The organism is Bacillus sp. Marseille-P3661 (genome assembly GCF_900240995.1).
In the GTDB taxonomy this organism is placed as follows: domain Bacteria; phylum Bacillota; class Bacilli; order Bacillales; family Bacillaceae_J; genus OESV01.
In genome coordinates this window covers 148,557-172,927 of sequence record NZ_LT965958.1, presented here as the reverse complement: position 1 = coordinate 172,927, position 24,371 = coordinate 148,557, and the positions used below count along the sequence as shown (strand labels likewise).

Genomic DNA, 24,371 nt, shown 5'->3' with positions numbered 1-24,371 from the left:
TTACATAGATCTGTCGAAGTGTGCTTGATCAATGTTACATCCAAAAGACCCATTTTAATAATTTTATTAAAAGACGCTGAAAGGTACTGTCCCGTCCAGCAACTAAGCTCGGTATCTATATAAGAATTTTCTATATATCCTCCCAACAACAAAAACCAAGCATTCCACCAATTGTATTCAGAATAATATCATCTATATCAAAAGCCCCTAACCGAAAGCTAATCTGCATACATTCGATCGACAAGGAAAAAACAGCTGAACTAATTACAATTTTTAAATAAGTGTTTATTTTATGAAATAATAAAGGCATGAAAAATCCAAAAGGAATAAACGCAAGTATATTCCCTATTAAATTATTTGTAAGAAATCTAAGTGAAAAGCCTTGACTAAAATTGAAATCTCTCAATATTGACGTAAATGGTATTAAATTATAATCGAAAACGCCTTGGACAGATTGACGATAGCTAGAAAAAAACAGCAAGTAAAATAACAGGGTCATATATGCAAAAAATAATAGATTTACAAACTTTCTTTTCATAGACAAAAGCTCCATTCTCAATTAAATAAGTGAAATACAGGTATAAAGTCAATTCACTGGTGGCCATACTGAACAAAAATGATTTAAAAAGGTGATTGTATGACTTTATGCCCGCCCTTAGAAGATATTTATATGACAAATAAAACAACTCATACACTTGAAGTTTGTTATCGGAATTTACATGAGCCGAAAAAATTTCAACTATATAAAATGATTTTACAGCGAACACATTCAGGAGAGCAATGGCAACCAAAGCACATAGCCATTTATAATGAGTCAAAAGATTGTTTTGAATTAATAGGGTCATTGTATAGCGCTGATTTAGTCGGTGACATCTGTGCAACATTGCTTAAGCATTTAAATATGGAAAATAATGACCAGCATTTTAAAGAGAAAAGCATTGGTTAAATTTTGCTATGATTCAACATGCATTAATGAGCGTGGTGTGGAAAACCTCTTCATACGAACGATGAAGAGGTTTTCTGCATCTATTCGGACCCACCTTTCCTCTTCATCCGCGCGATTTAAATCAACAGGGCTAACAATGAATAAAAGGCTATCCATATCATAGTAAATGGATAGCCTTTTAATATATTTGTAGATTTCTTAAAGCACATTATATCTGCTCTTGAATAACTTTTTCAATCACATCTAAGCCTTCATTCAATTGATCATCTGTAATAACCAATGGACTTAATATTCGTATAACGTTGCCATATAGCCCCGCACTCATTAAGATTACACCCTGCTTGTTAACTTCTGAAATAATCTTGGAGACGAGCTCTTTATGTGGCTCTTTTGTACTGCGATCCTTTACAAATTCAATCGCAGTCATAGCTCCAAGTGTACGAACATCTCCGATTTCAGCTACCTTTTCTTGTAGTTTTCTGAAACGATGGACAATTTGTTCACCGATTTCAACAGCTCGATCAGGCAGTTTCTGCTGTTCCATTAGTTTAATAACCTCTAGAGCCGCCACACAGCCTAAAGGACTTCCGCCGAACGTACCGCCGATTTCACCTGGATTAGGCGCATCCATGATTTCTGAACGTCCAGTCACTGCACTGATCGGAATTCCAGCTGCGATTGATTTTGACATCGTCATGATATCCGGAACAACATCAAAATGTTCCATAGCAAACATTTTTCCGGTTCTGCCGAAACCTGTTTGAACTTCATCTGCAATAAATAAAATTCCGTTTTCATCACATATTTTCTTTATGCCCTTAATAAAGGATTTCGACGGAATCACAAAGCCGCCTTCACCTTGTACAGGCTCAAGTATGATCGCGGCAACTTCTTCAGCAGGAACTTCTCTTAAGAAAAAGTCATTCATTTCTTTAATAATTTCTTGATCTAATTCTTCCGATGACATCCCGTTCGGGGAGCGATAATAATAAGGATAGGGCATTTTATACGTATCCGGAGCAAATGGTCCAAATCCATATTTATAAGGCTTGACTTTACTTGTTAAAGACATCGCCATGTATGTTCTTCCATGAAAACCACGTTCAAAGGAGATAATTGCTTTTCTGCCGGTATATTTACGAGCAATTTTAATCGCATTTTCAACTGCTTCTGCACCGCTGTTTAAAAAAAACGTCTTTTTGCTGTGCGATCCAGGTGTTATTTCATTCAATTTTTCTGCTAACGCAATATATGGTTCATACATCATGACATGAAAACAAGAATGTATATAGTGATCTAATTGTTGTTTAACAGCATTTACAACAGATGGTGGGCAATGCCCGACATTAATTGATCCAATTCCCCCTGCCAGGTCAATTAATGTATTACCGTCAACATCTGTCACTAATGCTCCTTCACCTTTTGCTGTAAAAGAAAGTGACGTATTAAACGGTCCGCGCGGTACGTTTTGAATCCTTCGTTGTAGTAATTCCTGCGCTTTTGGGCCCGGAATCGTTGTTTTTAAGTGAATTGATTTTTGACTTTTCATAGACATTGTGAGTCCCTCTCTTTGCTACTATAATCACTCACTGCTTTCACTGCCTTCGTATAATCCACACCAATCAATAAGTGTTAACGCTATAATTTCTGCTACTTGAAATACTTTATTAATCTCAATATATTCATTTGGAAAGTGAGCCATCTTAGTTACACCTGGACCGAACACGATACTTGGTGTATTTCCTGCCTTTGTTAATAGTCCGCCATCGGTTCCCCATGGAGACGCCTCGATGATAGGCGGTTCATTTATTACATCTCCATATCGTTGGATTAGGGTCTGTAATAATTGATGTTCTAAATCAATTGCACCTGGTAACCAACGAGCACCGAACCATTCTATCTTTACAGGGTGATTTTTAAACCAAGGGTCCAATTCCTGCAGCGAATCTAGCCAATTTTGCATTTCTTCCTTTGCTTGATTGATGGTTTCCTCAGGAGATATCCCCATACGACCCTCAAGTATAACTAAATCAGCAACAGATGAAGGCCAATCCCCACCTTCCATTTTTCCAATATTGATTGGAATCGGAATGGGTATGTTTTCATATAATGGGTCAGTAATTCGTTCATTTCTTATTTCTTCAAGCTTTAGGATGTGCTCAATAACCAGCAACGTTTTTTCAATTGCACTTACGCCTTCATATCTGGTCCCACCATGTGCAGAACGGCCTTTCACAAATAAGCGAAACCATATCGATCCCTGTTGTTTAGGAAATATTTTCATATCTGTTGGTTCTGGTATAATAGCCGCATCTGCTTTATACCCTTTAACGATAGTCGCGAGTGTACCAGAACCACCGCTTTCCTCTTCAATCACACTTTGAAAAATAATATCGCCCTTCAGCTTCACTTCTAAAGCTTGAATGGCCTGAATCGCTAATAGGAGCGAAACATTGCCGCCCTTCATATCGGTCACGCCACGGCCATACATTTTACCATCGCTAATTTTCCCGCTATATGGATCATCATCCCATTGCTCTAGATCACCTTCTGGAACTACATCGATATGACCATTTAGGATAATTGAGCGACCCTCTCCACATCCTTTTAACACACCCACAACGTTAGGACTTCCGTTAAAATCAGTTCGTGCAGATGCAAAATCACGATGTTGCATCAGCTCTTCACCGTTCGGATCCCATATATCTACGACCAGACCCATACCCTTTAATATTTGGATAATGATTTCCTGGGCACGCTTTTCATTGCCTTGAGTACTTCGTGCTTGAACTAGTTTTTGTAATATTTCGGTGCCTGATTTTCGGTTCTCATTTAGCCATTTATGAATGCGCTGCTGAAATTCTTTTCTTTTTTCTGACATATAACCATGCCTCCTCTGCCACTAAAAGAGTGATAGTTCAAACCACGAAGTTAATTAATGAACCGTAATAATGTCATCTATAATTTTCAAAGTTGCTCCGGTTTTACCGATAACCTCTTCAGGTGTAAAGGGTGCCATCACTTCTTTTAAAATTAATCCATTTTGGGTAACCTCAATGACTGCCATATCGGTAATGATCATATTCACACAATTCTTAGCTGTTAAAGGTAATGTACATTGTGTTAATATTTTCGATTCCCCAATTTTATTAACATGGCTCATAAGGACAATCACTTTTTTGGCTTTATTGGCAAGCTCCATTGCCCCGCCTATTCCAGGTACTCTTTTACCAGGAACAATCCAATTTGCTAGATCGCCTTTTTCACTAACTTCAAGCCCGCCTAATATGGTTAAATCCACATAGCCACCGCGAATCATTCCAAAGGCTAACGCACTATCAAAATATGATGCGGCTGGTTCGATCGTAACTGGAAATCCACCTGCATTACATAAAGTTGGATCTTCCTTTCCTTTTTCTGGCGATTTCCCCATCCCCAAAATTCCGTTTTCAGCGTGGAACATGACAGAAATATCTTTAGAGAGATGGTTTGCAACAAGTGAGGGTATGCCGATTCCTAAATTCACGATCATCCCATCTTCAATTTCCTTTGCTGCCCTTTTCGCGATGCGGTTTCGGATATCTACTCCCATGCCCATTTCCAATCTACTCCTTCACTTTGGATGACCATGTCAACATAAATGCCCGGTGTTATGATGCTCTCAGGGTCAAGCTCTCCATTCTCAACAATTTCTTCTACCTCGGCAATTGTAAACTTCCCGGCCATGGCAACTAATGGATTCGTATTTCGTGCACTTGTTTCGTAAATTAAATTGCCAAAATGATCAGCTTTTTTCGCATAAACGATTGCAACATCAGCAGTTAACGGTGTTTCAAGGAGATAGTCCTTTTCTCCAATCGTTATTCTTTGTTTCCCATTTTCTATAATACTATCAAGCCCGATATCTACTAAAATACCACCAAGTCCAACGCCGCCAGCGCGGATTCGTTCCATTAACGTTCCTTGTGGGGAAAACTCGACATCTAATTTCCCCTCTACCATTAACTGGCCAGCAATTGGATTAGATCCTATATGAGAGGTAATGATTTTTATAGCTCTTCCTTGGCTAACAATTTTCCCGATTCCAATATTCGGAAAACCTGTATCATTTCCAATCAATGTTAATTGGTGTACACCTTTTTCAAGCATTCCCTTTATTAAAGTTGGGGGAGAGCCTACCCCTCCGAATCCCCCAAACATTAACGTACAGCCACTGTTTATATGCGTAAGTGCTTCCTCAAGTGTTCGTACTTTATTTATTGACTTCCCCACTCTTTTCACCCCTAGCATGCATTAATGTAACTCCTCATTCACTTCTAATACCTGCTGGATTTCAGAGACCGTTTCCTCAAGTAATTCAAGCAACATATCTATTTCTTTTTTTGTAATCACTAACGGAGGGGCAATGATAATAGCATCACCGTCCATTCCATCATTTCCAGCTGAAGCTGGATAGACTAGTAACCCTTTATCTCTTGCTTTTTTAATGACAGCATTCGTAAGTCCGATATTTCTAGAAAAGGTTTGTTTTGTAATTCGGTTTTTAACGAATTCAATGCCGATCATTAGACCCTTTCCACGAACATCACCGATGATCGGATAGTTTGCAGCTAGTTGCTTTAGTTTTTCTAGCAAATAAAGACCATTTTGTGCTGACTTTTCAACAAGATTTTCTTTTTCAATAAATTCAAGAACGGCAAGCGCAACAGCAGCCGACTGCGGATTTGCACTAAACGTATGACCGCTCATAATAGATTTTGAGCCTTGGAGAATGGGTGCGATTACTTTGTCGCTTACAAGCACAGCCGCTATTGGTGTATAACCTGCACTCATTCCTTTTCCAAGTGCAATCACATCGGGTACCACACCCCAATGCTCCATTGCAAACATTTTTCCTGTACGTCCGATCCCTGTCATTACTTCATCTGCAATAAAGAGAATTTGATGTTTCTCACAAATCTCTTTTATCTGTTGATAATAATGAGCTGGAGGAACAATAACACCTCCCGCTGCACCGACAATAGGTTCAGCTATAAAAGCTGCTATATTTTCGGCACCTACCCTGCGGATCGCTATTTCTAATTCATTTGCACACATTAGACCACAATTGGGATACGTTTGCTTAAATGGACAGCGATAACAGTATGGAGCTGATACACTTGGATAATCTTCCAATAAAGGAACAAACCGTTCTCTTCTGCCGATATGCCCCGAAAGCGACAAAGCACCAATTGTAATGCCGTGATAACTCATCCACCGTGACAGAACGATATTTTTACGATAATTCCCTTGCTCCTGCCAATGTTGAATCACAATTTTCATCGCTGTTTCAGTTGCCTCAGAGCCACTATTCACAAAAAAAGACCAAAAATTCTGGTTATCATGAACTAGTTCACTTAGCTTTGCCGCTAATTTCTCAGCAGGTTCTGTTGTAAATTGAGAGCGGTAGACAAATGAAATTTTATCAGCTTGTTCCTTCATAGCTGTTATAATTTCAGGAACGGTATGACCAATCGATGCAGTAATCGCTCCTGATGAACCGTCGAGATACTTTTTTCCGGTATCATCCATAATATAGACGCCATGTCCTTTCACAGCAGTTGGATAAAAGTCATTCATCATTGGTTTTATTAATAATGATGGCTTTTGGTTCATGGACACCAACTCTCCTTCTAACTCGCAAGGAACAGCATTCCCACTATCCCTTGCGAAATACAGCACTACTTAATCAAATTTAAAATAATTTCTTTTTAATAATTTAGGTTGATCCATTAATTGATTAAATGAAATACTTTTTCCAATTTTAGAAGTATCAATTAATAACAGTTGATCCTCTAACTGCTCAATAACCGACTCTTTTTGATACTCCATCCCACATGATGTGCATTTGATACCTGGTGTACCATGAATTTCGATAGCACGAGTACCATCAGGTAATTCCCAATAAACAGTCATTCGTAATTCCTTTGCATGAGGCTCTAGACACCATTCACAATTCAATGTTTTTGCTCCCTTCAAAAAAATAATAAAGTCGCTTCAACATCTAGTTATTATTGGTTTTCTTCCGATTTGTCTTCGGTGTGAGACTGCATTTTCTGTAGCTGTGTTTGATATTTTTTTTCTTTTAATTGATCTCTTTTTTCACGTTTGTCTTTTAAACTTGTATGCTCTGGATTACTTTGATAGCTTTCACGACGATCAATACGCTGCAGTGAACGTGGTACAAGATTAAATTGCTCATCATTTATTAATGAAGCAATTCCAGTTCTTGAATGTTTATTTTCAAAGTCTGGATAAACTTCTTTAAAATACTCATCAGCACGGCCTGGCACATAATTTTCCGGCTCAGGGTATGTTGTAATCACTCCTTCAAAATTCCGCAGTACCACTTTGGATGGGCTTTGGGAAATCAAGTAATTTGGTTGAAGGGCAATCTTCCCGCCACCACCTGGTGCGTCGCAAACAAAGGTTGGAACTGCATAACCCGAGGTGTGACCTCGCAACCCTTCGATAATTTCTAAGCCTTTCGAAATTGGAGCACGGAAATGACCAATTCCTTCAGATAAATCACATTGATAAATGTAATAAGGTCGAACACGGATCTTAACAAGATCATGCATCAGCTTTTTCATAATTGGAACGCTGTCGTTAATGCCTGCTAGTATAACCGCTTGGTTTCCGACTGGAACACCGGCATTCACCAGCATTTCACAAGCCCGTTTCGAATCTTCAGTTATTTCCATTGATGTATTAAAATGAGTGTTAAGCCATACTGGATGATATTTTTTTAAGATATTGCATAGATTTTCAGTAATTCGTTGTGGAAATACTACAGGAGCTCTTGTTCCAATTCGAATGATTTCAACGTGTGGGATTGCTCTTAAATTTTTCAAAATATATTCTAAAATCGTATCATTAATGAGTAAGCCATCACCGCCAGATATTAAGACATCGCGGACTTCAGGTGTATTTTTAATATATTCAATTGCTCCATCTAGTTGCTTTTTGGGCACACCCATGCCAATTTGACCTGAGAAACGACGGCGTGTACAATAGCGACAATACATTGAGCATTGATTCGTTACTAAAAACAGCACGCGATCGGGATAGCGATGTGTTAAGCCTGGAACGGGTGAATCTTCATCCTCGTGAAGTGGATCTTCCAAGTCATATTTTGTTTTATAAATTTCTTTTCCAATCGGTACGGACTGCATTCGAATCGGACATCTAGGATCATCTGGGTTCATTAATGATGCATAGTAGGGGGTTATATTCAGTGGTATCGTTTTTGTAGAGATTTTTACGCCTTCTTCTTCTTCTGGAGTTAAGTTAATAACCTTCTTTAAATCATCAAGTGTTCGAATGGTATTTGTTAGTTGCCAAATCCAATCGTTCCATTGCTCTTCTGTGACATCTTTCCAAAGCTCTATATCATTCCAATGTCGTTTTGGCTTATATAAATCAAATAACATGATAGCTCCTCCTTATATAATTGGCTATATATATTTGTAATCTATAAATGCAAATTTTGTGCCAACATTATAAGGAGCTATCTTCTTCATTTAAGCTGCATTGCAGTCATCAAAATGCTGAATTTTCGGCACCGATTCACTTCTCCCTTTACTTTTGTGGATGCCGAAATCTTGGCATGCCCAATCAAAATTCGGCGGGTTTATTAAATGAATGGTTATAAAAAATTTTATAAATGGTTCTTCTAGCATGCAGGACTATTCCATATTCGATAAGTCCTTGACCCAAACATTCATATCTTCCATTTTATCGAATATATAACAATTGTTGATCATTCGCCCTGTATATTTATACCCTAATTGATAAAATGCTGCATTCATTCCAGGTGATAATGCTCTTGCAATTGAAAAGGCACAATAAATGCCCGAATTCAGCAGTTCTCTTTCTAAAAGTTGGAGTAATTTTTTCATCAAGCCGTATTTCCTGTGATCTGGCAATGTAGCGCAATCTGTCATTTCAGCATGATGATAGCCTTTATTCACATCTGCTGATGCAGCACTGACAATCTTTTTCTCATGCTCTGATACAAAAAAAAGACTTCCTTCAGCGATGACTTTCTCAATATAATTAGGGTCGTTCATTGGCGTTGGATATATGGCAAATACTTGTTTGTATAGCTCTGCTAATTCTTTAGCATCGTTTACATTTGCAAGTCTAAATTGATAGGAATCCTGAGAATTCTGAGTCGCTTGTGGTTTGCTAGTAGTGGATAAAGATGCGATGATGTGATCCTCCTCAACCCAATACTTGCTAGTACGGCGATTTAAGTCGGTATAATAGGACATTGCATAACAATCTGTTCCATTAAAAAAACCTTTAAAAACAGCTTCTAAAACAAAGCCCTTACTTAGTAATTGCTGCCAGTGTTCAGGCCTTGCATGAAAAATTAATTTTGTAAACGAATGGTGTTTGCTCGCTTTTTTTGCTTCTTCCATGATCAATGATACATTTCCACGGTAATCAACAATTCGTAATCGTTCATTAAAATAATCAAAGTAGAACTGCGCCTCATAATGACTAGCTTTCATTACCTTTAATTCATATCGTTCTTTCATGATGTAAGCTCCTTATCGTTAATCAGTTTCTTTCATTATATTATATTTATTTAGTTTATATTGGAGTGTTTGGCGAGGAATATCAAGGATTTTAGCAGCTTGCGCAATTTTTCCGTCACTTTCATTTAAAGCATGCTCTATCAATTTCTTTTCTGTTTTCTCTAGATATAAACGAAGTGGACGTTTACCAGATTGCTCTTTGGGAGAAATTGAGGATTCTCTTAGCGCTAGTGGTACATTGGACATTGAAATTCGGTCACCATCGGTCATATTTACGGCATACTCGATAACATGCTCTAATTCACGGACATTGCCGAGCCAATTATGAGATTCCAATAACGCTAGAACATCGTCATCCATTGCACTAATTAGTTTGTTGTATTTGTAGTTATACTTTTTAATAAAATGATCTATTAGTAGAGGTATATCTTTTTTTCGTTGTCGTAATGGAGGAATTTCTATAAAAAACACATTTAATCGATAAAATAAATCTGAACGCAGCATATTATTTTCGATGCATTTTAAAGGATGTTCATTCATAGCAACGATAACCCTAACATCTATCACGTAGCTATTTGTACCTCCAACTCTCCGAATTACTCCATCTTCGAGAACACGAAGAAGCTTGGCCTGAATCTCTAACGGCATTGAATTGATTTCATCGAGAAACAATGTTCCCCCATGTGCTAGTTCAAACAAACCCGGTCGATCAATTGCACCCGTAAAACTTCCTTTCTTTGTTCCAAATAATATACTTTCTAGCAAAGAAGATGGCAATGCTGCACAGTTTTGAGCAATAAACGGTTCATCTTTACGAGAAGAGCCATTATGAATAGATTGTACGACAAGCTCCTTTCCCGTCCCGGTCTCACCGAATACTAAAACAGGTGCTGAGGATTGAGCTGCTTTTTCTGCGTGTATTTTAACCTTTTCCATTTTTTCACACGATGTAATAATATCATTTAACACATACTTTGCACCAGACATTGAGATCGGCTTATTCGTTTTTTTATCTACTTTTTGTTGTAGATCAATAAGCTTTTGTGAAAGTTGCTTAACTGTTGTTAGATCCTTCGCGATCTCAACCGCACCAATTATTTGCTCCCCTGCTCTAATTGGTAAAGTCGTATTCACTGTATCAATAAGTTGCCCTTTACTGTTTTTATATGTTTGTGGCTGTTGAAAAATTGGTTTACCTGTTTCCATTACCTTAAGAAGTGTACTAGTTTCACGAACTAAAGAAGGAAATACATCGAGGACATGTTTTCCAAGTACTTCGTCTATCCCTACTCCATCATGTTTCGCTGCTACTTCATTGTAAAAAATCGTCACACCTTCAGAATTTACAACATGAATGGCTTCATCAAGACTGCTTAAAATAGCCTCCAGCATCTGCTTTGTTTCAAAAGGTTTCAGAAACAACTGTAACACCTCACTTCCACGGTCGAAAAATTTTTAGAGTTTAACTTACTACATTGTATTCGTTCTAAAATTGTTTTATTAAAATTGTTTTTATCCCTCTGGAAAATGGATCACAGCAAGTATACTTCTGATAACCTACTTGAAAAAATGACAACCATTACATTTTCTTTCGTATAACAAAAAACGCATGGGAATTCATTTTGAATGCTTCCCATGCGTTTTGCTATGCAAATTTCTTTTTCAAGAGACTGTTACCCATCAAATCGCCGCAAATATGTTTTTATTTATAAATAATATCATCTTTTAAAGATGCCACTTTAGATAAAGCTGTATCAATATCCGCCTCGCTTACACCAAAGTGCGCTAACGCATCATGAAGATGCTTAACGATAGCGCTAAAATGCTCAGGTTGCAAATTCATTCCCTCGTGTGCTTTGGCCATTGAAGCGCCTGAATATTGATTAGGACCACCTAAAGCAAAGCTGATAAATTTTGTTTGATGATCTCGCTGTTTTGCCATATCGGTATTTTCAAAGAAATGATTTACAGTCGGATCCTTTAACACCAACTCATCGTAAAAATAATCAACTACTTTTCCTATTGCTTCTTTTCCGCCAACTTTTTCGTATAATGTTTGTTCTGACATATAAAGTTCCTCCTCCTATTTAATACACATAACGTATTATTAGGTAAAGAAACCGTTAATATTCTGGAGTTGATTTGTCAATTTATTGTAATTAATATCGCTGTTTTATCATCTTTATGAAGAGGTTTGGCACTGATTTTTGACTTTTCCTCTTCATTTGCCTTATGAAGAGGTTTGGCAATGCTTTTAGACTTAAGTTTCCTCTTCATTTGCCTTATGAAGAGGTTTGGCACTGATTTTGGACTTGTGTTTCCTCTTCATTTGCCTTATGAAGGGGTTTGGCACTACTTTTGGACTTGTCTTTCCTCTTCATTTGCCTTATGAAGAGGTTTGGCGATGCTTTTAGACTTAAGTTTCCTCTTCATCGGCCTTATGAAGGGGTTTGGCGATGCTTTTAGACTTGAGTTTCCTCTTCATTTGCCTTATGAAGAGGTTTGGCAATGATTTTGCGATCAACTTTCCTCTTCATCTGCCTTATGAAGAGGTTTGGCAATGATTTTGGACTTGTCTTTCCTCTTCATTTGCCTTATGAAGGGGTTTGGCACTACTTTTGGACTTGTCTTTCCTCTTCATTTGCCTTATGAAGAGGTTTGGCGATGCTTTTAGACTTAAGTTTCCTCTTCATTTGCCTTATGAAGGGGTTTGGCAATGCTTTTAGACTTAAGTTTCCTCTTCATTTGCCTTATGAAGGGGTTTGGCACTGATTTTAGACTTGTGTTTCCTCTTCATTTGCCTTATGAAGAGGTTTGGCGATGCTTTTAGACTTGAGTTTCCTCTTCATTTGCCTTATGAAGAGGTTTGGCGATGCTTTTAGACTTAAGTTTCCTCTTCATCTGCCTTATGAAGGGGTTTGGCGATGCTTTTAGACTTGAGTTTCCTCTTCATTTGTCTTATGAAGAGGTTTGGCACTGATTTTGCGATCACCTTTCCTCTTCATCTGCCTTATGAAGAAGTTTTCCACTGTTTTTTTGCGATCACCTTTCCTCTTCATCGGCTCGATGAAGAGGTTTGCCACTGATTTTGCGATCAACTTTCCTCTTCATCTGCCTTATGAAGAGGTTTAGCACTGATTTTGCGATCAACTTTCCTCTTCATCTGCCTTATGAAGAAGTTTTCCACTGATTTTGCGATCACCTTTCCTCTTTCATCGGCTCGATGAAGAGGTTTGCCACTGATTTTGCGATCAACTTTCCTCTTCATCGGTTGCTACCACAACCTTTTATTAACTGCCAACTAATTATTGATAAATACTGCCACCAGATTTTCGAAACTCTTGCGCCTTGTCCTCTAAACCTTTTTCAATTTCACTGTTTGTAGAGAAGTTATTTTCTTTAGAATAATTGCGAATATCGTGTGAAATCCTCATTGAACAAAACTTTGGCCCACACATTGAACAGAAATGCGCTGTTTTTGCTCCTTCTGCAGGTAATGTTTCATCATGATATTCAATTGCACGCTCAGGGTCAAGTGATAAATTGAATTGATCTCTCCATCTAAACTCAAACCTGGCTTTGGATAATGCATCATCACGCTTTTGTGCACCGGGATGGCCTTTTGCAAGATCAGCAGCGTGAGCAGCAATTTTATAAGTAATAACCCCTTCACGAACATCATTTTTATTGGGAAGTCCTAAATGCTCCTTTGGTGTTACATAGCATAACATTGCGGTGCCATACCACCCAATCATTGCTGCACCAATTGCCGACGTGATATGGTCATAACCCGGTGCGATATCTGTTGTAAGTGGGCCTAATGTATAAAAAGGAGCTTCCTGACAAGTTTCTAGCTGCTTATCCATATTTTCTTTTATTAAGTGCATCGGTACATGACCAGGACCCTCAACCATTACTTGCACATCATGTTCCCAAGCTATTTTTGTAAGCTCGCCAAGTGTGTCAAGTTCTGCAAATTGCGCTTCATCATTTGCATCAGCAATCGAACCTGGGCGCAGCCCATCACCAAGTGAAAAGGCAATATCATATGTTTTCATAATTTCGCAAATCTCTTCAAAATGCGTGTATAAGAAATTTTCTTGATGATGATATAAGCACCATTGCGCCATAATCGATCCGCCTCTTGAAACAATTCCAGTAACCCGATTTGCTGTAAGCGGAATATATCGTAGTCGCACACCAGCGTGAATTGTGAAATAATCAACACCCTGCTCAGCTTGTTCAATAAGAGTATCTCGATAAACTTCCCATGTTAAGTTTTCCGCTACTCCATCTACTTTTTCAAGAGCTTGGTATAACGGTACTGTTCCAACTGGTACAGGTGAATTGCGGATAATCCACTCGCGTGTAGTGTGGATGTTTTTACCAGTAGATAAATCCATAATAGTATCTGCTCCCCAACGAGTAGCCCATGTCATCTTTTCTACTTCCTCTTCAATCGATGAAGAAACCGCTGAATTCCCAATGTTAGCATTAATCTTCACATGAAAATTTCGGCCAATAATCATCGGTTCAATTTCAGGATGATTAATATTGGATGGAATTATAGCACGACCCTTTGCAACCTCGTCTCTTACGAAATCAGCTGACAAATTTTCACGGATGGCAATGAATTCCATCTCAGGAGTGATGATACCTTTCTTCGCATAATGAAGTTGGGTGACATTCTGGCCATTTTTAGCACGAAGAGGTTTACGAGATAAACCAGGAAAAGTTACAACATTCACATGCTTGGAAGGATCTTTGATTCCATTATCCTCAGGCTTAATCATACGCCCTTCATATTCTTCTACGTTACCACGTTCATGGATCCATGAACTGCGAATAGCTGGAAGTCCTTTTTGAATATCCACCTTATAAGTTGCATCCGTATAAGGTCCACTCGTATCATAAACGGTTACAGGTGGATTTGGTTCTTCACCAACTGTGCTAGATGTCGGGCTCAACTCAATTTCACGCATTGGAACACGAATGTCTGGTCGTGAACCCTCTACATAAACCTTCTTACTACCTGGGAAACTTGATTGAATAGTGATACTTTCTTGATTCAAAGACGATGTGCTCATAAAAAAATCTCTCCTTTTTATTTTGTAAAAAGACGAGATCTGACGGCAAGCAAAGGGAGAAGTACAAAAAAAGCCGGGATCCAACTATGTTGGATGGACCCGGCTTTAATATGTAGAAGTAGTTATTTTACAAATATAAAAATCTAACTTCCCCACGCTGGTATGATCCAGATCAGGTCCGAAGGGTCAAGAAACTTCATTGTGTTTCTCTCTCAGCCCAACTCATTGGACACCCCTAGTTAATGCTATTAAATTAACAATTTAAATTATATAAGTTACTTTGGTAAATATCAACAATTTTTTAAATATTAATACAAAAGCACCACTTAACAAACTGTTAGTGATGCCTTATTATCCTAGTCTATTCCGTTGTGTCTATTGTTGACCCTTTTACAGTTTCAACGTTTTCCTGGTTTGATTCTTTGTGATCAGTCGAGGTATCTTCATTAGAATTTCCAGGTTCATAGGTATCCTTGCTATTTCCAAAGTTATTGACATTACCTCTTGATACAAAGCTCTCCAACATGGCCTTGACATCCATACCTGTTGTTTCCTTTAAACTCTCTTGTATACCCACCATTGTCTTAGTCACATTATTCGTAATTTTCGTAGCGCCTCCAGACTCTGAACCGCCCATATCAATTACTTTCATTCCTTCAATTTTTGATAATGGAAGCGCAACCTCACGAGCATATTTTGGCAGCATATCAATAAACATTTCAAGAATCGCTGCCTGACCGTATTTTTCCATCGCTTCAGCCATTAACTGCTTTGCCTCCGCTTCGGCAAGACCACGTTCACGAATAACAGCCGCCTCAGCAAGACCCTTCTGCTTTTCGATGAGTGCTTTCGTTTCACCATCAATTCTTGCCTTATCAGCCTCTGCCTCAGCTTTGGCTTTAATGTCATATGCATTAGCATCTGCTTGTGTTTTACGTCGCTTTTGTTCTTCAAGCTCTAATTCAACCTGACGCTGCCGCTCGATAAACTGAATTTTCATTTCTTCTTCCTTCACTTGTTGAGCAAGTCGAGCCTTCTCCAATTCGTAGGATTGCTCTGATTTTGCGCGAGCTCTTTCAGTTTCTTCTTTAATTTGCGCTTCTTTAATATCTCGCTCCTTTTTTGATTGAGCAATGGCTGTCAATCGTTTATTCTCTTCATCCTGTGCCTCTTGATCATTCTTTGCTTTGTACATTCGTGTTTCTTTTTCAGCATCTGATTCAGCCATTTCTGCTTTTTTGCGGATCTCAGCAATCCGCGGCCGCCCTAAATTGTCAAGATAGCCATTTTCTTCATCAGCATCACGCAAATCATCTAAACCAAAAGAAGTGATTTTAAAGCCCATATTATCTAATTCCTTTTGCGCAATATCTTGCACTTGTTGATTAAATGATTCTCGATCATTATTAATCTCTTCAACTGTTAATTTTGATAAGATTGCGCGAAGATTTGTGCCTAGAACCTTTGACACCTCATCCTCAATTTCATTTTGTTTTTTTCCTAAAAATTGTTCTGCATAATTTGCAATTCCTATTAAACTATCAGCAATTTTTACGGATGTAACAGCATCGGCAACAACGGGAACACCTTGTGAAGTGTACACTTTGGGAGTTGTTAATTTGATTTGAAAGGAGTTTAAATCAATTGGAGTACATGTTTGAAATAGCTTCAGTCGCACACCGCCACCGCGAATAATTTTTAAGCTACGACCATTTTCATCTTCAAAAATCCGAGGGTCTTGATCAGGATTTCCTAGTTTCGGTCCAGTAATGATTAACGCTTGATTGGAGCTAGCTGTTTTATATCTTTTTTTAAAAACAATAAAACCAATCGCTCCGCCAACAATTAAAATAAGCAGTAAAATTCCAACTAAGATCAGCCATATGAGGTTTAACATAGTAAGCACCACTCCTAAGTTAGATTTGAGCAAAATGTATAGAATAGTTCTATCACCCATTGCCCTTTGACAATACTTACGAAGTAAAATCGAAAAAGTTTCACACGACCGTATAATAACAGGATTTTTCTTACAATTAAACGACTTACTGAAAAATAGTACTTTTTTAACAGTCCATCCAAACGACATTTTAACAATGGAAAACCGTAATCTTGGCTATAATGGTACCATCTCAGTTTACAATTTTTTCAGTTGAAACCTATTTAAAGTTTTTACCGTATAATAGAGGTAGTAAATAATTATGGGAGACGATTGATATGAAATCCATCTTAAAATTTATTTTCCGTGGGTTTATAGCTACAAATATAACAATCCTTACCGGAGCAACCGCTTGGTTTGGTTTTGAGCAATCATTTTTAATCTCGATTGGATTGGGCGCTTTAGCTGGGATTACCACGCAATATATGTTAAAATGGCGCGATCAAAATGCGACAATTAAACAAAATCAGCTAACTAAAAAAGAATATAAGTATATCCAGCAAAACTTAAAAGAGGCAAGTACTAAAATAAAACGATTTAATAAAGCGCTTTTAGGTATTCGTTCCATTAGTGCTGTCAAGAAAATGGCCAAGCTCCAACGAATGGTCTACCAAATTTATCAAATCGTCAAAAAAGAACCGAAACGATTTTTTCAAGCTGACCGTTTTTTCTTTTACCATTTAGATACAATTGTTGAGTTGTCAGAACGATATATTCTACTCGTTAAACAGCCTGTTAACGACCCTATCATACGTGAATCATTAAAGGAAACAGAACAAACTCTAGATAAATTGGTTCAGTCACTCGAAACAGATTTGCTTAATGTCTTAGCAAATGATATTCATACCTTAAAAATGGGACTAGATGTTGCTAAACAAACCTTTAAACAAGAACAACCACTATTGCCAAATGAAAGGATTAACAAGAGATGAATAACGTTCCAAAGTCTAGCCATTTAAATGTCAATGATTCACTAGCCTCCCTTCAAACTGAATCATTGCCTGAGGCTGACTATCAAAAAGTTATCGATCTAGTAACCCAACTGAATATCGCCGATCCGCTCACTATTCTTGAATTTGGAACTGCCGCTCAAGAAAAACTAGCACTTTTTTCTCAAAGAATCATTGACCATATTCGAAAAAAAGACTCAGGAGCCCTTAATAGGATATTAAATGAGCTCATTCAAAAGTTAGAGCTTGTTAATCCAGATGACCTTCAACCACCTAAAAAGAAATATTTTAAAGTTTCATTTTTTTTTAAGAAGAGCAGTACTTTCAATGAAGTTTCTTCAAAATACCAGAAACTCGGCGCACAAATAGACAGGATTTCAGCACATTTAAATTATCAAATCAAAACGCTACAAGAAGATAACGAATTGTTAGAGCTTTTATATCAGCAAAACAACGAGTATCTTGCTGAACTCAACAATTATATTTCTGCTGGTGAAATGATCCTAAATCGTCTTTGCGCTACAAAAGTTGATAAGCTAGAAATGACTGAGCATTCTAAAAGCGAATGGTTCAATCAACAGGAGATAAAAGACTTGGAGGAGTATGTACAGCTGCTTGAAAAACGTCTTCATGATTTAATGGTAAGTAGACTATTATCTCTCCAAAATAGACCACAGCTGCGCTTATTAATAAATACGAATACCGCATTAATGGAAAGTATCCAATCAGCCATTCTGACATCGATCCCTGTATGGCGAAATCAAATTGCTGGTTCACTGACAATGTTAAGGCAAAAAAAAGCGATCGAAACGAAGAATCAAATGCTAATAGTAGATAAAACAGCAGAGAAAAATGGACAAGTTCTTACATCTTTAAATCAAACTCAAACGACCATAATTCAGTCTTCATTAGAAACGTTACGGCTAGAGCAAGATCATATCACTAAGCGCCAACAAACAGAACAGAACTTTATCAATATGGGTTTAGAATTAAAAAAATTATTGCCACCGGGTGAACCAAAGCTATAGTAGTGTCAGGGAATATGCTAATTAATCAGAAATTGAAAAACACATCGTTACGAAGAAAATTCTAGCGTACGATGTGTTTTTTTCTCAAGTTTAGAACAAGCAAATCCATTTGAAAAATCAAAATTAGTATCATTACGATGAAATTTTATATGATTTACTTCTAAAAGAACGAATATTCCCTGCGATAATTCCGAATAAAATGAGAAACACGCCACCCCATTGAATGATACCTACACTCTCTGCTAAAACAAGTGATGACAGCAAGACCGCAACAGGCAATTCTGCTGCTGATAAGATCGCACCTAAACCGGCACCAACATGGGGCATACCAAACGAAAATAAAATGGGTGGCAACACTACTCCAAATATAGCCAAGAATAATCCGTACGGTGCTATCGCTTGTAAATCTACAGAATCAAACAAAAATGTCGGTGGAAACAACACTAAAACCACTAAAGCAGCACCCGTTGAAAAAAGTGTACTTCTTTGGATAGACGGTACATTTCTACCTACTGAACTACTAACGAAAATATATGTAGAAAAGCTAATGGCTGCAAGTAAACCCCAAATTAAACCATGCCACGTTAAATTTAGTCCATCTTTAGCAAACCATCCAGCCGCAATAACTGAACCGATCAGACAAATAAGGATTGAAAAAACCTTCTCTTTAGACGGTCGTATTTTATAAACTATCCATTCAAGAAATGACCCAACCCAAATAAATTGAAATAAAAAAATAATGGCTAATGATGCCTCAAGCGACTGTAAAGATTTATAGTAGAAAATGCCCGTCAATCCCATCGGAATACCTGATGCCATTAATCGCAACATCTCACTAGTTTTCAGCTTTTTCTTTTTCGAAAATAGAAATACCAACCATAATAGTACTGATCCAAACAAAAATTGACTTCCTGAAACTATTTGTGTCGAAAGTCCAGCAGCATAAGCTAATTTTACAAACGTTGATAACACGCCAAAGCAGCATCCTCCAAGAAAAACGGTATATGCATATCTTCTTTTTTTCAAAATGAATCTTCCTTTCTGCTATCCTCGAACAACATAATCATTCAAATCTAAATTCTATATGTATTGACACACAAAAAAACCACACTATTGTTTAAACAATAGTGTGGCGAAAATAGAGCAAACTCTAGAAAAATCCACGATCCTTTACAGGTTTTAGTATTTATTCTAGTAGATAACTTGGCACTTCATTTTTACAATTCAGTAATCCATTCAAAAGGATCTGGTTCTATACCGTATTGGATCCCGGTTATAACTCGGTATATTTCCTTAGCCAGATCTCCGGTTTTGAAATCATTAATCACTATGTTATTTCCATCCCAATTTAGTTCACCCACTGGTGAAATAACTGCAGCTGTTCCCGTTCCGAATACTTCTTCTAATTGTCCGACATGGTATGCTTTATATACATCCTCAATTGAAATCGATTCTTCACGAACAGGAATATCCCAACTCTTTAACAGCTGGATAACGGATTCTCTAGTAATCCCGCCAAGAATACTTCCGTTTAATTTAGGTGTCACTACCTCACCATTTATCTTAAAAAAGATGTTCATACTGCCAACTTCTTCAACATACTTCTTTTCAAACGCATCTAACCATAAAACTTGGTCATAGCCTAACTTTGATGCTTTTGCTTGTGCGTATAAGCTTGCCGCATAATTTCCTGCAACCTTAGCTAAACCTACACCGCCCTTTACTGAGCGAACATACTCTGTTTCTACATAAATTTTTACAGGGTTAAGTTGACCTGAATAATAAGCACCTACTGGTGTCAGGATCACTAGGAACTTGTAACTGCTTGATGGTTTAACACCCAGGTAGTTGTCCGTTGCAATGATAAACGGTCGAATATATAAGGCGGTTCCTTCTGCATTAGGAATCCATTCTTTTTCTAGCTCAACCAATTGCTTGATAGAATTCAAAACTAATTCTTCATCTAGTTTTGGAATACACATGCGTTCACAAGACATATTTAGACGTTGAATATTTCGTTCAGGTCTAAATAATTGAATACGGTTATCAGGCGTTCTATATGCTTTAAGTCCTTCAAATACGGCTTGACCATAGTGCAATACGGAAACTGAAGGATCTAATTTTAATGGTTCATAAGGAACGATTTTAGGACTATGCCATCCTTTTCCTGTTTCGTAATCCATAACAAACATATAATCTGTAAAATATTTACCAAATCCTAATGAAGTTGGATCTGGCTTTTGTTTTTTAGTAGTAGTTTTGATTAGTTCTACAAGTTGATTCACAACTAATACATCCCTTTCGACTTTAAAATACATCAATTTTCAATTAATTATAACAGTTCTGCAAACTTTTTTCTCGTTTTTTTTAATTACAAAATATTTTTTCTTATAAAAATATTTTGACCTGTGCTAGTCAATATCCTTATTATTTTTCCCTTTGACAAAACGATAGGATAAATAGGCAATATACAGCGGTGTTGCAATGTATATTAAATAAGGAAATCTACCATATGTACCTTTGTATATTAAGTAAAGTAGACAGCCTAAAAAGATTGTAACAATGGTCCCATACTTAGGGAGTGGCACTTCCTTCAAGCTTGGTATTCTTAACTTACTAACCATTAAAAAGCATAATGCAGTAAAAACCACAGTTGTAATTATATTAGGTATTAGATCCCCAAATAGAGTGAGTAATGCTAAAATACCACCAGCCGCTGTAATTGGAACTCCAATAAAATAACTCAAAGATGTTTTATTGGAGCTAATATTAAATCTTGCCAATCGATAAGCACCAAACAAAGGAAATAAACCAGCTACGACAAAGCCAAGGACTCCAAACTGAAAAAAGTACGTATAATAAACTAAAAATGAAGGCGCGATTCCAAATGTAACGATATCTGCTAAAGAATCAAGCTCTTTCCCTAAAGAACTATCTGCCTTTAACATTCTAGCCAACCTGCCATCCATACTGTCTAACATCATCCCAATTAGGATTAATATGGCTGCGTTCTTAAATTCTCCGCTAGCTGCAAAGCCAATTGACAGAAATCCACAGTATAGATTTCCTAATGTGAACATATTTGGTATCGCCTTCGTAAATCGCATAAATACTTCCTCCGCATTCCGTCACTTTTCTTAGTAAAAAATATCTCAATAGGATTATTATAACATTTCAGTTTCACATTATCATATTTTGGATACCTACTACTAGTAGCTACTGAAAAGTGCAAGAAATTACCCTACGAAAAAATACATAAGCTGTCAAGAATATAAAAGAAGGCTTGCACTTGCCTGCAATAGAATGTCTAAGCCTATTGTCAACACAAGAGTTGCCTTCCTTCAACTAACTGCCATACATTCAAAATCCCTACTCAGAAAAATGTTTTTACCATCTCTTCTTGATGATTACACTCATTACATCGATATTCGATCTCAAGAGAGTACTCGGTTGCTTTGTGTAAAGTTTCTTTTCTACACTGCTCGCAATATCTTTTTTGATATGCTTCTTTCACCTAATCACCACCAACTATTTTTTTAAAGTTTTCCCAAAATCAGTTTAATTATCTATTAGTTAAATCTTCCCAGAATATATTTATTTTGACGACATGGAGCACTTATCTTTCATTAAGTTGTTTTATTGTGCACACGAATATGTATGTAATTGAACAGAAATAAAATTTAGCCTAATAAAAACTGCACCCCAATTTGTTCGTTATACAACAAACAATAGGGTACAGTTCAATTTTTTTAGGTTCTTATATGACTTAGTGACATAAATTTTGGGTTATATGAGAAAATATGATGATTAATAATGAGTTCATTACCAAACTACTTATGATTATATAATATACTCAAAAACTATTTTGTTTTCTTAAAACGAATATAAAAAGCCGTACCTTCTTGAGATGTTTGAATATCGATATCTGCATTATGTCGCGCTGCAACACTATAACACACCGCTAATCCCATACCTGTTCCTTTATCTTTTGTAGTAAAGAATGGGGTTCCAATTTTTTCAAGTACCTCTGGCTCAATCCCATTGCCTTGGTCCTTTATTTCTAATACAACAGCATCCTGCTCATCGTACGTTTTAATCATTAATTCTCCACCAATGGACATCGCTTCAATTCCATTTAGTGCGATATTTAAAACCATTTGCCTTATTTCTTTTTCGTCTAAATAAATTTCAGGACAATCTGTTAACTGCAGCAGAACGATTTTATTAGAAAGCAATGCTTCTGCTTGGATCAAAGGGAATAAAGCTTCTATAATCTTATTTATACATTGCAACTTCAAATCGGACTTTTTATTTTTTGCTAAGGTTAGAAACTCGCTAATAATATCGTTGGCACGATTTAACTCTGAGAGCATTAAATCGACATACTCGATTTGCGACTCGTCCTTAGACTTGGCAATTTGCAAAAATCCGCTGACTGTTGTCATTGGGTTTCTAACTTCATGAGCAATCCCTGCAGCCATTTCCCCTATTAAGTTCAAGCGATCAAGCCTGGCTATTTCTTTTTCTAATTGTTCTCGGTCAGTAATGTCTGTGATAACACTAATGACGCATTGTTCCCCATGAATTTCAGCTGCTTCTGTCGATAACAGTCCATCGCGCCATGAGCCACTCTTCGTTATATAACGAATTCTTGCATTCCGAATGCTTTCATGCAAATCCAAATTTTGTTGGGGTACTTTTTCAAAGATTGAACATGACGAAATTTGTAATAAATCAACTGTTTGATTAATTACCTCATCATGTTCATAGCCTGTATACCTTAACCAGCTTTCATTTGCATCGATAAAACGCCCGTCCTTTAGTGAGCGAATCGCCATTAAACTAGGACTTGCTATAAATATTTTCTGAAAACGTTCATGCGATAGCTGTAGGTTTTTATTTGCCATTACAAGCTTTTTTGTTTTTTCCTTAACAATGCCCTCAAGATTATGGTTATGTTGTTTGAGTTGATCTTCCATCTGTTTACGCTCAGTAATATCGCGGATAAAAATAACATATACACGTTGATGGTCAACAGTAGCGTCTCCAAGTTGGACATCCGCCCAAAATGTTGTTTTATTTTGTCGAACCGCTGTTACCTCAAATGTTTTACCTTTACAAATTTTTAATTTTTTTGGATTAGCAATCTGATCCATTACAACGTTTGGTAGTAAGTTGTCAACATGTATCCCTACTACTTCTTTTTGAGAATAGCCAAACATATCTTCAATAGTTGTGTTTGCCGTTGTAATAGCACCATATTGATCGATTGTTAAGATGGTATCGATTGTAATATCTCCAGCTACCCGTGCTAAAGCTTCTGCCTTTCGCAATTCAGTTGTTGTTTTGACTAATTGGTTATTAATATGCTCAAGCTCAATCGAGCGCTGTATCAGCGCCTCACTTTGTCTATTAATTTGTTGCTGGTATTGATACATGGTTACAAACGCATGTACCTTGCTTTTCAATATTTCAGCGTTGAAGGGCTTAAATATATAATCAACAGCACCCACCGAATACCCTTGATTTACATTTTCCGTTGCTTGACTTATTGCTGTAATAAAAATGATCGGGATATGGCGTGAATTTTCACGTTGCTTGATGAGCTTAGCAGTTTCAAAACCATTAATCCCTGGCATTTGAACGTCAAGTAATATAACTGCAAAGTCATCCTTTAATACACATTTTAAAGCTTCCTCCCCACAATTGGCTGTAATTAAATTATAGGCTGGCGATGCTAATACTGCTTTTAAAGTTAATAGATTTTCTGGACGATCATCTACCAGTAAAATGTTTATTTTCTCATTACTTTCCATCATATACTCCCAAGTAATCATAT

The 24,371-nt window shown here is 37.1% G+C and carries 21 protein-coding genes and 1 riboswitch; of the genes, 3 read left to right on the top strand and 18 right to left on the bottom strand.

Features of this window, described 5'->3' with window-relative positions:
• Positions 1-130 precede the first annotated feature (130 nt).
• Positions 131-538: a VanZ family protein gene (locus C1724_RS23445; RefSeq protein ID WP_180994428.1), complete on the bottom strand. Its 408-nt coding sequence runs from the start codon at positions 536-538 to the stop codon at positions 131-133.
• 132 nt (positions 539-670) lie between these two features.
• Between C1724_RS23445 and C1724_RS23440 the strand changes: the two genes are divergently transcribed.
• Positions 671-946: a hypothetical protein gene (locus tag C1724_RS23440; protein ID WP_142386590.1), complete on the top strand. Its 276-nt coding sequence runs from the start codon at positions 671-673 to the stop codon at positions 944-946.
• Between the two features lie 208 nt (positions 947-1,154).
• On the opposite strand, the gene gabT is transcribed toward C1724_RS23440, so the two are convergent.
• The 13 genes from gabT to C1724_RS23380 all read right to left on the bottom strand — a co-directional run bounded on the left by gabT (position 1,155) and on the right by C1724_RS23380 (position 16,515).
• Positions 1,155-2,501: a 4-aminobutyrate--2-oxoglutarate transaminase gene (gabT, locus tag C1724_RS23435; RefSeq protein WP_102349178.1), complete on the bottom strand. Its 1,347-nt coding sequence runs from the start codon at positions 2,499-2,501 to the stop codon at positions 1,155-1,157.
• A 27-nt stretch (positions 2,502-2,528) separates the two neighbouring features.
• Positions 2,529-3,827, bottom strand: a complete 1,299-nt coding sequence (locus C1724_RS23430) for a peptidase (protein ID WP_102349177.1) — start codon at positions 3,825-3,827, stop codon at positions 2,529-2,531.
• A gap of 54 nt (positions 3,828-3,881) precedes the next feature.
• Entirely contained in the window at positions 3,882-4,544 is a 663-nt protein-coding gene (locus tag C1724_RS23425) for a 3-oxoacid CoA-transferase subunit B (protein ID WP_102349176.1), read from the bottom strand.
• Positions 4,529-5,236: a CoA transferase subunit A gene (locus C1724_RS23420; protein WP_102349175.1), complete on the bottom strand. Its 708-nt coding sequence runs from the start codon at positions 5,234-5,236 to the stop codon at positions 4,529-4,531. The genes C1724_RS23425 and C1724_RS23420 overlap by 16 nt, the downstream gene beginning before the upstream one ends.
• Positions 5,237-5,239: 3 nt before the next feature.
• Entirely contained in the window at positions 5,240-6,601 is a 1,362-nt protein-coding gene (locus tag C1724_RS23415) for an aspartate aminotransferase family protein (protein ID WP_102349174.1), read from the bottom strand.
• Positions 6,602-6,670: 69 nt separating this feature from the next.
• Positions 6,671-6,946: a YokU family protein gene (locus C1724_RS23410; RefSeq protein WP_102349173.1), complete on the bottom strand. Its 276-nt coding sequence runs from the start codon at positions 6,944-6,946 to the stop codon at positions 6,671-6,673.
• Positions 6,947-6,996: 50 nt separating this feature from the next.
• On the bottom strand, positions 6,997-8,418 hold the full coding sequence (gene ablA / locus C1724_RS23405; protein WP_102349172.1) for a lysine 2,3-aminomutase: 1,422 nt from the start codon (positions 8,416-8,418) through the stop codon (positions 6,997-6,999).
• Positions 8,419-8,673: 255 nt separating this feature from the next.
• Positions 8,674-9,531, bottom strand: a complete 858-nt coding sequence (gene ablB, locus C1724_RS23400; protein ID WP_102349171.1) for a putative beta-lysine N-acetyltransferase — start codon at positions 9,529-9,531, stop codon at positions 8,674-8,676.
• Between the two features lie 18 nt (positions 9,532-9,549).
• Positions 9,550-10,953 (bottom strand): sigma-54 interaction domain-containing protein, encoded by a 1,404-nt coding sequence (locus tag C1724_RS23395; protein ID WP_374703485.1) that lies wholly within the window; start codon positions 10,951-10,953, stop codon positions 9,550-9,552.
• Positions 10,954-11,233: 280 nt separating this feature from the next.
• The gene (locus C1724_RS23390; RefSeq protein ID WP_102349170.1) at positions 11,234-11,599 is read right to left on the bottom strand and encodes a group I truncated hemoglobin; all 366 of its coding nucleotides are present in this window, start codon (positions 11,597-11,599) and stop codon (positions 11,234-11,236) included.
• 1,026 nt (positions 11,600-12,625) lie between these two features.
• Positions 12,626-12,799, bottom strand: a complete 174-nt coding sequence (locus tag C1724_RS25845) for a hypothetical protein (RefSeq protein ID WP_180994427.1) — start codon at positions 12,797-12,799, stop codon at positions 12,626-12,628.
• 37 nt (positions 12,800-12,836) lie between these two features.
• Positions 12,837-14,618 carry a phosphomethylpyrimidine synthase ThiC gene (gene thiC / locus C1724_RS23385; RefSeq protein ID WP_102349169.1) on the bottom strand — a complete coding sequence of 594 codons (1,782 nt, stop codon included), beginning with the start codon at positions 14,616-14,618 and terminating at the stop codon, positions 12,837-12,839.
• Positions 14,619-14,750: 132 nt separating this feature from the next.
• Positions 14,751-14,865, bottom strand: a riboswitch (TPP riboswitch).
• Between the two features lie 114 nt (positions 14,866-14,979).
• On the bottom strand, positions 14,980-16,515 hold the full coding sequence (locus C1724_RS23380; RefSeq protein ID WP_180994426.1) for a flotillin family protein: 1,536 nt from the start codon (positions 16,513-16,515) through the stop codon (positions 14,980-14,982).
• A gap of 317 nt (positions 16,516-16,832) precedes the next feature.
• On the opposite strand from C1724_RS23380, the gene C1724_RS23375 reads away from it, so the two are divergent.
• The gene (locus C1724_RS23375) at positions 16,833-17,486 is read left to right on the top strand and encodes a 5-bromo-4-chloroindolyl phosphate hydrolysis family protein (RefSeq protein WP_102349167.1); all 654 of its coding nucleotides are present in this window, start codon (positions 16,833-16,835) and stop codon (positions 17,484-17,486) included.
• Positions 17,483-18,532, top strand: a complete 1,050-nt coding sequence (locus C1724_RS23370) for a toxic anion resistance protein (RefSeq protein WP_102349166.1) — start codon at positions 17,483-17,485, stop codon at positions 18,530-18,532. Before C1724_RS23375 ends, C1724_RS23370 begins: the two co-directional genes overlap by 4 nt.
• 132 nt (positions 18,533-18,664) lie before the next feature.
• Here C1724_RS23370 and C1724_RS23365 read toward each other — a convergent pair whose 3' ends face one another.
• The 4 genes from C1724_RS23365 to C1724_RS23350 all read right to left on the bottom strand — a co-directional run bounded on the left by C1724_RS23365 (position 18,665) and on the right by C1724_RS23350 (position 24,369).
• Complete coding sequence (locus C1724_RS23365; RefSeq protein ID WP_102349165.1) at positions 18,665-19,558, bottom strand: EamA family transporter; 894 nt, start codon at positions 19,556-19,558, stop codon at positions 18,665-18,667.
• A gap of 191 nt (positions 19,559-19,749) precedes the next feature.
• Complete coding sequence (locus C1724_RS23360; protein WP_102349164.1) at positions 19,750-20,817, bottom strand: branched-chain amino acid aminotransferase; 1,068 nt, start codon at positions 20,815-20,817, stop codon at positions 19,750-19,752.
• A 126-nt stretch (positions 20,818-20,943) separates the two neighbouring features.
• Complete coding sequence (gene pssA, locus C1724_RS23355; protein ID WP_102349163.1) at positions 20,944-21,639, bottom strand: CDP-diacylglycerol--serine O-phosphatidyltransferase; 696 nt, start codon at positions 21,637-21,639, stop codon at positions 20,944-20,946.
• Positions 21,640-22,392: 753 nt separating this feature from the next.
• Positions 22,393-24,369 (bottom strand): PAS domain S-box protein, encoded by a 1,977-nt coding sequence (locus C1724_RS23350; RefSeq protein WP_258000513.1) that lies wholly within the window; start codon positions 24,367-24,369, stop codon positions 22,393-22,395.
• Positions 24,370-24,371: the final 2 nt, after the last annotated feature.